Annotated in this window: 1 protein-coding gene; it reads left to right on the top strand. The window is 71.5% G+C overall.

Features of this window, described 5'->3' with window-relative positions:
- Window positions 1-28 precede the first annotated feature (28 nt).
- Entirely contained in the window at window positions 29-12,016 is an 11,988-nt protein-coding gene (locus tag ACFZCY_RS29570) for an SDR family NAD(P)-dependent oxidoreductase (protein WP_391179837.1), read from the top strand.
- The last annotated feature ends 7 nt before the right edge of the window (window positions 12,017-12,023 follow it).

Raw genomic sequence — 12,023 nt, 5'->3', positions numbered from 1 at the left:
ACGATCGCTTAAGGCCGGGTGAAACCTCATGGTGAACGTGAACGTAAACGAAGAAAAGCTGGTCGAATACCTCAAGCGCGTGTCCGCGGATCTGCACGACACACGGCTGCGCTTACGTGAGGTGGAAGAGCGTGCCCAGGAGCCGGTGGCCGTGGTGAGCGTCGCCTGCCGCTTCCCGGGCGGGGTGGACACGCCAGAGGCACTGTGGCGCCTGGTGTCCGAAGGAGTCGACGCCATCGGCGACTTCCCCACCGATCGTGGCTGGGACCTGGAGGGGCTTTACCACCCGGACCCCGACCACCCCGGCACCACCTATGTCCGCCGGGGCGGATTCCTCGACGCCGCCGACCAGTTCGACCCCCAGTTCTTCGGCATCAGCCCGCGCGAGGCACTGGCCACCAGCCCGCAGCAGCGGCTGCTGCTCGAAACCGCGTGGGAAGCGTTCGAGCGGGCCGGTATCGACCCCCTTTCCCTGAAGGGCTCGCCCACGGGGGTCTACGCCGGTACGGCCACCACGGGCGGCGCCTCGGGCGACATCCCGGAGACGGCATCGGAGGGGTACGCGGGCAACGCCCCGAGCCTGCTCTCGGGCCGGGTGTCCTACACCTTCGGCCTGGAGGGCCCGGCCGTCACCGTCGAGACGGCGTGCTCGTCCTCGCTGGTGGCCATCCACCTCGCCATGCAGGCCCTGCGGCAGGGCGAATGCACGCTCGCCCTGGCCGGTGGGGTCACGGTGATGGCCACCCCCGAGGTGTTCACCGGATTCTCCCGGCAGCGTGGCCTGTCCCCGGACGGTAGGTGCAAGGCATTCGCCACCACCGCCGACGGCACGGGGTGGGGCGAAGGCGTCGGACTGCTGTTGCTGGAGCGGCTGTCGGATGCGCGGCGCAAGGGCCACAAGGTGATGGCCGTGATCCGGGGATCGGCCATCAACCAGGACGGCGCCAGCAATGGATTTACGGCGCCGAACGGCCCGTCGCAGCAGCGCGTCATCCGTCAGGCCCTGACCGCCGCCCGGCTCGCCCCGTCCGAGGTGGACGCCGTCGAGGCCCATGGCACCGGCACCACGCTCGGCGACCCCATCGAGGCTGACGCGCTCATCGCCACCTATGGGCAGGACCGGCCGGAGGACCGCCCGCTGTGGCTGGGCTCGTTGAAGTCCAACATCGGCCATACGCAGGGCGCGGCGGGTGTGGCCGGTGTGATCAAGATGGTGATGGCGCTACGGCACGAGATGCTGCCCGCCACCCTGCATGTCGATGAGCCGACCCCCCATGTGGAGTGGGACGGAGGCGGCGTACGGCTGCTGACCAAGCCCGTCGAGTGGCCGCGCGGCGACCGGCCACGGCGGGCAGGGGTGTCCTCGTTCGGTATCAGCGGCACCAACGCGCACGTGATCGTGGAGCAGGCGCCGGACGCACCCGAGGCGGAGTTGGTGCCCGAGCACGGTGGTGTGGTGCCGTGGGTGGTATCGGGGCGGAGCGCGGAGGCCTTGCGGGGCCAGGCGCGCGCATTGGTGGCGCGGCTGGCCGAGGATTCTGGGCTGAGGCCGGTGGATGTGGGCTGGTCGTTGGTCAGGTCGCGGTCGGTGTTCGAGCATCGTGCGGTGGTGGTGGGTGAGGACCGTGCGGAGTTGCTGGCGGCGGTCGAGGCCTTGGCGGTGGGGGAGTCGCATCCGGGTGTGGTGTGTTCGGGTGTTCCGGCGCTGGCGGGTGAGGTGGGTCCGGTGTTGGTGTTTCCGGGGCAGGGTTCGCAGTGGGTGGGGATGGGTGCGGGGTTGTTGGATGCGTCGCCGGTGTTTGCGGCGCGGGTGGCGGAGTGTGAGCGGGCGTTGTCGCCGTATGTGGATTGGTCGCTGAGCGGCGTATTGCGCGGCACTGGGGGTGATGTGGGTCGGGTTGATGTGGTGCAGCCGGTGTTGTGGGCGGTGATGGTGTCTTTGGCTGCGGTGTGGGCGGGGCATGGGGTGCGGCCTGCGGCGGTGGTGGGTCATAGCCAGGGGGAGATTGCGGCTGCTGTGGTGGCGGGGGCGTTGTCGTTGGAGGACGGCGCGAAAGTGGTGGCCCTGCGCAGTCGGGCCCTGCGCCAGCTGGCCGGTGGTGGGGCAATGGCGTCGCTGGGTGTGGGGCAGGAGGAGGCCGGTCGGCTGCTGTCGAGGCTGGGCGATCGGGCCGCCGGGGTGGGTGTGGCGGCCGTCAACGGACCGTCTTCTACGGTGATTTCGGGTCCGCCGGAGCAGGTGGCCGCCGTGGTGGCAGCGTGCCAGGAGAACGGCGATCGCGCCCGGCTGATCGACGTGGACTACGCCTCGCACGGCCCCCAGGTCGACGAGATCCGCGACGAGCTGATGCGCGTACTGGATGGCGTGACCCCGGTCGAGACAGCCGGTACAGGCGTCACGTTCTACTCCACGGTGACTGGCGGCCGGGTCGCCACCAGCGGTCTGGACACGCCGTACTGGGTCACGAATCTGCGGGAGCGGGTGCGGTTCGCGGAGGCGGTGGAGGCGCTGTTGGCCGATGGGCACCGGGTGTTCATCGAGGCCAGCACCCACCCCGTACTGGCGGTGGGCATGCAGGAGACCTTCGAGCGGGCGGGCGTGGACGCGGTGACCGTGCCGACGCTGCGCCGCGACCACGGTGGTCGGGCGCAGCTCGTACGGTCCCTCGCGCAGGCGTTCGTCGCGGGCGTCCCCGTGGACTGGACTGCCCTGTTCCCCGCCGAGCCGACGCCGCGCACGGTGGACCTGCCGACCTACGCGTTCCAGCGTCGGCGGTTCTGGGCGGCTGCCGCGAGCGGTCGGGTGGGCGATGTGGCCGCAGCGGGGTTGCAGCGGGTGGAGCACACCGTACTGCCTGCCGCGGTCGGGCTGCCCGATGGCGGGTTGCTGCTGACCGGCCGGGTCTCGGCGGGAAATGGTGGCTGGCAGGCCGAGCACACCGTCGCGGGTGCGGTGTTGATGCCCGGCGCGGCGCTGGTGGAGTGGGCGCTGCGGGCGGCCGATGAGGCCGGGTGCGGTGGAGTCGAGGAGCTGGCGCTTCAGGCGCCCTTGGCCCTGCCCGGGTCGGGAGCTTTGTGTGTACAGGTGGTGGTGGACGAGGCGGCGGAGGACGGAAGGCGCGACGTGCGGGTGTACTCCCGCCCCGACCGCGCCGCCGAGCCGGGAGGCGACCCGGGCTGGGTGTGCCACGCGGAAGGCGTGCTGAGCCCGCCGTCCCCGGGGGGCGCAGGGGAGGAGCTGGCCGGTGCATGGCCCCCGGCGCACGCGAAGCCGCTGGATGTAGCGGGGTTCTACGAGCGGGCCGCGGCGACGGGGTACGCCTACGGCCCGTCGTTCCAAGGACTTCGGGCAGCGTGGCGCGATGGCCAGGATCTGCTGGCCGAGGTGGCGCTGCCCGAGGCCGCCGGAGACCATGACGGCTTCGGTATCCACCCGGCGCTCCTTGACGCAGCCCTGCATCCCCTCCTGCTGGCCGACTCGGAGGAGGTCGAGCAGCTGTGGTTGCCGTTCGTCTGGAGTGGCGTATCGCTGCACGCTACGGACGCGACCACGGTCCGCGTACGGCTCACTCCCCGCCAGGAGGGCGGGGCGGGTGAGCGCGGGCTACGGCTGGTCGTGGCCGATGCCGGGGGCGCTCCCGTTCTCACGGTTGACTCCCTCATGATGCGCCCGGCCGACGCGGAGCAGCTCCGGTCCGCAGGCGGGCGCGATGCCGGTGGGCTGTTCACCCTCGACTGGACGTCCCTGCCTGCAGGGTCGGGCACGGCGGATGACGACAGCTGGGTGGTGTTGGGCCAGGATAATGGGGCCGATGGTGCGGTGTGCCATCCGGATCTGACGGCGTTGGCCGCCGCGATGGACGGCGGCGCGCCTGCTCCGGCGATGGCCTTGACGTATCTGCCTGCTGTCCGTGAGCCCGCTGATCTCATGACGGGTGCGCCCGATGGCCTGATCGCTGTCGAACACGCACTGCAACTGGTGCAGGGCTGGCTGGCCGAACCGCGGCTGACCGATGCCCGGTTGGTGGTGGTGACGCGGGGCGCGGTCGCGCATGCCGAGGAAGACGCCCCGGATCTGGCCGGTGCCGCCGTATGGGGCCTGCTGCGGAGTGCACAGGCAGAAAACCCGGACCGGTTCGTTCTCCTCGATATCGACGCGGGTACCCCCACTGAGGCGACCCATCGCAGTGTGGCCGACGCCGTGGCCCGTGCCGTACGGGCCGATGAGCCGCAGGTGGCCATGCGGGCCGGCCAGCTGCTGGTGCCCCGGCTGACCCCGGCCCGCGCAGGCCGTGACGAGTCCGCCACCGAGCATCCCGACGTGCCCGGAGCTCTCGACCCGGACGGGACGGTGCTGATCGTCGGCGGTACGGGCCTGCTGGGCGGCCTGGTCGCCGAACACCTCGTACGCACCTGGCAGGTCAAGCATCTGGTGCTGGCGAGCCGCCGGGGCCTCCAGGCTCCTGGCGCGCGAAAACTGACCGACCGGCTGAGCGACATGGGTGCTCAGGTACGGGTCGTCCCGGTGGACGTCACGGACGCGGGCGCGGTGGCCGGGCTGGTGGCCGGGATCGGACCGGCACACCCCCTGACCGGGGTCATCCATGCCGCAGGTGTGCTGGATGACGCGGTGATCACCTTGCTCACCCCGCGACAAGTGGCGCGGGTGTGGCAGGCGAAGGCCACCGTCGCGGCCCATCTGCATGCGGCGACGGCGAGTCTGCCGCTGGGCATGTTCGTGATGTTCTCCTCGGCCGCTGGAGTGGTGGGCAACGCGGGCCAGGCCGGGTACGCGGCGGCGAACGCCTACGTCGATGCGCTGGTCGCCCACCGCCGGGCCATCGGCCTTCCGGCGCTGTCGGTGTCCTGGGGGCTGTGGGAACAGACCAGCGCCATGACCGGACACATGGGTCAAAGGGATCTGACTCGGCTGCGCGGAATGAGGCCGTTGTCGTCCGAGCGCGGACTCGCCCTGCTGGATGCCGCGTGCCGACTCCCGCATCCGCTGGCGGTCGCGGTGGACCTTGATGTGGTGGGGGTGGCTGGGGGCGATGTGCCTGCGGTGTTGCGTGGGTTGGTGGTGGGCCGTGCTCGGCGTCGGACGGCGGTTGGTGGTGGGCGGGTTGGTGGGTTGGCTGGGCGGTTGGTGGGGCTGGATGGGGGTGCTCGGTTGGGTGTGGTGGTGGAGGTGGTGCGGGGTTGTGTGGCGGTGGTGTTGGGGTTCGGTTCGTCGGGTGAGGTGCGGTCGGGGGCGGCGTTCAAGGAGTTGGGTTTTGACTCGTTGACGGCGGTGGAGTTGCGTAATCGGTTGTCGGCGGTGACGGGGTTGAGGTTGCCCGCGACGATGGTGTTCGACTATCCGACACCCCACGCCCTGGCCACCTACCTGTGCACCCGGTTGGCGGGCGAGTCCGCGGTGACGCGTGGCCCGGCGATGACGGTGGCCGAATCCGGTGAGCCGATCGCGATCGTGGGTATGACCTGCCGGTTCCCCGGTGGCGCGACGTCTCCCGAGAAGCTGTGGGAGCTGGTCGCCTCGGGGAAGGACGTGATCGGGGAGTTCCCGACGGGCCGGGGCTGGGACCTGGACGGCCTCTTCCACCCGGACCCCGACCACCCCGGCACCAGCTACGCGAACGAGGGCGGTTTCCTCCACGATGCCGATGCGTTCGATGCGGGGTTCTTCGGTATCAATCCGCGTGAGGCGTTGGCGACGGATCCGCAGCAGCGTCTGTTGCTGGAGGCGGCGTGGGAGGTGGTGGAGCGGGCCGGTATCGACCCGATGTCGCTGAAGGGCAGTCCGACCGGTGTCTACGCCGGGGTGATGTACCACGACTACGCGGCCGGGTTGAGTAGCGGCGCCGATAGCAAGCTCGAAGGCTATGCGATGCTCGCGGGGTCGGGCAGCGTGGTCTCGGGCCGGGTGGCGTACACGCTCGGTCTTGAGGGGCCGGCGGTGACCGTGGATACGGCGTGCTCGTCGTCGTTGGTGGCGATGCATCTGGCCGCGCAGGCGTTGCGGCAGGGTGAGTGCACGCTTGCTCTCGCGGGTGGTGTGACGGTGATGGCCACGCCGGATGTGTTCACCGGTTTCTCGCGTCAGCGCGGTCTGGCCCCCGACGGCCGGTGCAAGCCCTTCGCCGCCGCCGCTGATGGTACGGGGTGGGGCGAGGGCGTCGGACTGCTGTTGCTGGAGCGACTGTCTGATGCGCGAAAGAACGGCCACCAGGTGCTGGCAGTCGTGCGCGGAAGCGCCGTCAACCAGGATGGTGCGTCGAATGGTCTGACGGCGCCGAATGGGCCGTCGCAGCAGCGGGTGATCCGGCAGGCGCTGGCCGGTGCGGGGCTGTCGGCGTCGGAGGTGGACGCGGTGGAGGCACACGGTACGGGGACGACGCTGGGTGATCCGATCGAGGCGCAGGCGCTGCTGGCGACGTACGGCCAGCAGCGGCCTGTCGATCAGCCGCTGCTGCTCGGCTCCATCAAGTCGAATATCGGGCATACGCAGGCGGCCGCGGGTGTGGCGGGTGTGATCAAGATGGTGCAGGCCATGCGGCATGGCGTACTGCCCGCCTCCTTGCACATCGACGAGCCGACGCCCCATGTCGACTGGGCCGGTGGCGCGGTGCGACTGCTGACGGAGCCCGTGGAGTGGCCGCGGAGCGAGCGTCCCCGCCGTGCCGGAGTGTCCTCCTTCGGTGCCTCCGGTACGAACGCTCACCTCATCCTGGAGCAGGCCCCGGACGCGCCCGAGCCAGAGCAGGTGCCCGAGCAGAGCGGCGTGGTGCCGTGGGTGTTGTCCGCGCGCAGCACGGATGCGCTGCGCGGGCAGGCCGCGGCACTGATGGCGCGTCTGGCCGAGGACCCTGGGTTGAGGCCGGTGGATGTGGGCTGGTCGCTGGTCAGGTCGCGGTCGGTGTTCGAGCATCGTGCGGTGGTGGTGGGCGAGGACCGCGCGGGGCTGGTGGCGGCGGTCGAGGCGCTGGTGGCAGGGGAGTCCCATCCGGGTGTGGTGCGCACGGACACTCCGGCACCGGCGAGCGATGCGGGCCCGGTGCTGGTGTTTCCGGGCCAGGGGACTCAGTGGGCCGGGATGGGAGCCGCACTGCTCGATGCGTCGCCGGTGTTCGCGGCTCGGGTGGCGGAGTGCGAGCAGGCACTGTCGCCGTACGTCGACTGGTCGCTCACCGACGTACTGCGCGGCGCCGAGGACGCGGGCGATCTGGGCCGGGTCGATGTGGTGCAACCGGTGTTGTGGGCGGTGATGGTGTCCTTGGCCGCGGTGTGGGCCGGGCACGGGGTAAAACCTGCCGCGGTCGTCGGTCACAGCCAGGGGGAGATCGCCGCAGCGGTCGTCGCCGGGGCGCTGTCGCTGGAGGACGGCGCGAAGGTCGTGGCCCTGCGCAGCCGGGCCCTGCGCCGGCTGGCCGGTGGCGGAGCGATGGCATCGTTGGGCGTGGGCCAGGAGCAGGCCGGACAGCTGCTGGCCCGGCTCGGAGACCAGGCGGCCGCGGTGGGTGTGGCAGCGGTCAACGGGCCCTCGTCAACGGTCATTTCAGGACCGCCACAGCAAGTGGCCGCCGCCGTGGCCGCATGCCAGGAGAACGGCGAGCGCGCACGGCTCATCGACGTGGACTACGCCTCGCACGGCCCCCAGATCGATGAGATCCGCGACGAGCTGTTCCGCGAATTGGACGGTATCCGCCCGACCGACACCTCCGGAACAGGCATCACGTTCTACTCCACGGTGACCGGCGGCCAGGCCGACACGGCACGGCTGGACACCGCCTACTGGGTGACGAATCTGCGGGAGCGCGTACGGTTCGCCGACGCGCTCGAGGCGGCGCTGGCCGACGGGCACCGGGCCTTCATCGAAACCAGCACCCACCCCGTGCTGACCATCGGCATGCAGGAGACCTTCGAGTGCACGGGTGTGCAGGCCGTCACGGTCCCCACACTGCGCCGCGCCCACGGAGACCGGACCCAGCTGCTGCGGTCCCTCGCCCAGGCGTTCATCGCCGGAGTCGACGTCGACTGGAGGACCCTGTACCCCACCTCGCCCCCGCCCCGGGTCGTGGAGCTGCCCACCTACGCCTTCCAGCGGGAGCGGTATTGGCTCGACGGCCACACCGGGCGCGGAGGCAACCCCGCCGAGCTAGGGCTGGTCTCCGCGCGGCATCCCGTGCTGGCCGCGGCCGTGGAGCTTGCCAATGGCAGTGGCCATGTGCTGACGGGCCGACTCTCGGCGCGCAGGCCTGCGTGGCTGGGTGACCACGTGGTGGCGGACGCGGTCCTGGTGCCGGGCGCCGCCCTGGCGGAGTGGGTTCTGCGGGCCGCCGACGAGGTCGGCGCCGGTGGCGTGGAGGAGCTGGCGCTCCAGGTCCCGCTGGTGTTGCCCCCGTCCGGCGGGGTGCGGCTTCAGGTGGTCGTCGGCGCGTCGGGGGATGACGGACGCCGCGACGTCCAGGTGTACTCGCGGCCCGACGGCGATGCCGATCCCGGCGGCGCGTACCCCGGCGCGGAGTGGATGTGCCACGCGGAGGGCGTACTGAGCGCGCCCGCCGATCGCGCCGACGCCGTGGCAGGACTGGGTGGCGCATGGCCCCCGGCGGGCGCGGAACCGCTCGAGACCGAGGGATTCTACGAACGTGTCGTGGCCGCCGGGTATGCGTACGGACCCGCCTTCCAGGGGCTGCGCGCGGTGTGGCAGGACGGCGCGGACGTCCTGGCCGAGGTGGTGCTGCCGGACGCCGCGGGTGAACACGGAGGCTTCGGCATCCACCCTGCGCTCCTCGACGCCGCCCTGCACCCGGCCCTGCTGATCGACCAGCTCACCACCGGCACGGACACCGAGACCGCCCCTGGCCAGGTGTGGTTGCCGTTCGCGTGGAACGGCGTGACGCTATGCGCGGCCGAGGCGACCACGGTCCGGGTCCGGCTGTCCCCCCACGAGCAGAGCGCGAACGGCGAGCGGGCGCTGCGCGTGACCGTGGCCGACGCGGTCGGCGCGCCGGTGCTCACAGTGGATTCGGTGGCGATGCGCCCGGCGAGTGCGGACCAGCTGCGGTCGGTGGACACCCGTCGTACGGACAGCCTGTTCACCCTCGACTGGACGTCCCTGCCCCTCGCCGTGGGCACGGGCACCGCGGAACCGGCGGACGACGACGGCCGCTGGGCCGTGCTGGGCACCGATGCCCCGAACCTTGCCCGCCCGGACATGAGCCACTTCCCGGACCTCACGGCACTGAGCGAGGCGCTCGATCGCGGGGAGCCGACCCCGCCGGTGGTCTTCGCCGACGTACCGCCCACGGACGTCGGCGACGCGATGGCGGCCGAGGGCCTGGCCATGACGGAGCGGACGCTGGCCATGCTTCAGGGCTGGCTGGCCCAACCGCGGCTGGCCGACGCCCAATTGGTGATCGTGACGCACGGCGCGGTCACCGCTGACGGCTCCGCCGAAGACGGCGTGCAGGTGGCTGCCGCAGCTGTGTGGGGCCTCGTACGCAGCGCCCAGTCGGAGAACCCCGGCCGGTTCCTCCTGCTCGACCTCGACGGCGAGACCAACGCCGACACCGTACGGACCGCCGTCACCCACGCCGTGGCGAGCGACGAACCACAGCTCGCCATCCGTGCGGGGCGGGTCCTGGTGCCCCGTCTCGTCCGGGCCGGTGCCGGTGGCGCGGGACTCGTGGGCCCGGTGGAGCAACCGGCCGCATGGCGGTTGGACACTGTCGGTACGCCCACCCTGGACAACGTGGTGCCGGTGCCCTGCCCGGAGGTACTGGAACCGCTGGGGACGGGCCAGGTGCGCATCGCCGTCCGCGCGGCCGGTATCAACTTCCGGGACGTCGTGGTGAGCCTGGGCATGGTCCCGGGGCAGACCGGGCTGGGCGGCGAAGGCGCCGGCGTGGTGGTGGACATCGGCCCCGGAGTCACCGAAGTCGCGGTGGGCGACCGCGTCATGGGCGTCTTCGACCAGTCCTTCGGCCCCCTGACGGTCACGGACGCACGGCTCGTGGCCCCCGTACCGGACGGGTGGAGCTTCCAGCAGGCCGCCGCCGTACCCGTGGTGTTCCTCACCGCCTGGTACGGGCTCACGGATCTCGCCGGACTCCGGTCGGGGGAGTCGGTGCTGATTCATGCCGCGACGGGTGGTGTGGGGATGGCGGCGGTGCAGATCGCCCGCCACTTGGGCGCGGAGATTTATGCCACGGCGAGCCCCGTCAAGCACGCGGTGCTGGAGGACATGGGTATCGACCGTGCTCACCGGGCTTCGTCTCGCGATCTGGACTTCGAGCACGTCGTGCGGGAGTCCAGTGGTGGCCGTGGTGTGGATGTGGCGCTGAACAGTCTGGCCGGTCCGTTCGTGGACGCTTCCCTGCGGTTGCTGGCTGGTGGTGGCCGGTTGCTGGAGATGGGGAAGACCGACGTTCGTGATCCGGAGCAGGTCGCGGCCGAGTATCCCGGGGTGCGGTACGAGGCGTATGACCTGATCACGGCTGCCGGGCCGGACCGTATCGGCCAAATGCTGGGCGAGCTGAGTGAGCTGTTCGTATCGGGTGCTCTGGTGCCGCCTCCGGTGCGGGTGTGGCCGTTGTGCCGGGCTCGGGAGGCGCTGCGGTATCTGAGCCAGGCCCGGCACACCGGCAAGCTGGTGCTCGACGTTCCGGCCCCGGTGGATCGCGAGGGCACGGTACTGATCACGGGTGGCACCGGAACCTTGGGCGGGTACGTGGCCGAACATCTGGTCCGTGCCTGGGGTGTCCGGCATCTGCTGCTGGTCAGCCGCAGTGGCCCCGACGCCCCCGGCGCCAAGGAACTAGCGGTCCGACTGGGCGAGTTGGGCGCCGAGGTACGGATCGCCGCAGCCGACGTCACCGATCCGACCGCCGTGGCCGATCTCGTCGCGGGCATCGACCCGGCACATCCGCTGACCGGCGTCATCCACGCCGCGGGCGTGCTGGACGACGCCGTCGTCACCTCGCAAACGCCGGAGCGGCTGGCGCGGGTGTGGGGAGCCAAGGCCACCGCCGCGGCCAACCTGCACACCGCCACCGCACACCTTCCGCTGGCCGTGTTCGTGATGTTCTCCTCGGCCGCCGGAGTCATGGGCAGCCCCGGGCAGGCCAACTACGCTGCGGCCAACGCCTTCTGCGACGCCCTCGCCGCCCACCGCCAGAACCTCGGCCTGCCCGGCGTATCGGTGGCGTGGGGACTGTGGGCCGAGGCCAGCGGGATGACCGGCCATCTGGCCGAGGCGGATGTGGCCCGGATGGCCCGGTCCGGAATCGCTGCGATGTCCAGTGACCAGGCGCTGCGCCTGCTGGACGCCGCCTGCTGGCACGGCGATGCTCGGCCGGCGGCCGTAAACCTCGACATCCGCGCCCTCTCCGCACAGCCTGCCGACGCCCTCCCGGCTCTGCTGCGCGCCCTCACCCAGGACGCCCGCGGGGCCACCGCGCGGCGAACCGCCGCCACCGGCGCACCCGCCGCGGGACTGGTCGGTCGGCTCACCGCGCTGACGCCGGACGAACAACACCGCGAACTGCTGCACCTGGTACGCACCCAGGCGGCCGCGGTGCTGGGGCACACCGATGCCGGGGCGGTGGACAGCGACACCCCGTTCAAGGATCTGGGGTTCGATTCGCTGACCGCCGTCGAGCTGCGCAATCGGCTCGCCGCGGCCACCGGGCTGCGCCTGCCCGCCACGTTCATCTTCCGCCATCCGACGTCCTCGGCCATCGCCACCGACCTCCGCGAACAGCTGTGCCCCCCGGCCGCGGACACTTTCCTCCCCGTCTTCGGCGAGCTGGAGAAGCTGGAAGGGGCGATGGCCCGGTTCGTCCCCGACGACCAGGCTCGCGGCAGGCTGGCGAAGCGCCTGGAGGCGCTGCTGTGGCGGCTCGGCGACGGCACCCCGGAGGCCGCCGTCGGCCAGACCGTGGACGACGAGGCCGTGGAAGCTGCGTCGGACGACGAGCTGTTCGCGTTCATCGACCGGGAACTGCCTTCTTGATCACACA

Origin of the sequence: Streptomyces sp. NPDC007983, assembly GCF_042958345.1 — a bacterium.
Taxonomy (GTDB): domain Bacteria; phylum Actinomycetota; class Actinomycetes; order Streptomycetales; family Streptomycetaceae; genus Streptomyces.
Note: the sequence above shows the minus strand (reverse complement) of the source record. Positions and strands in the feature narration are given on the sequence as shown.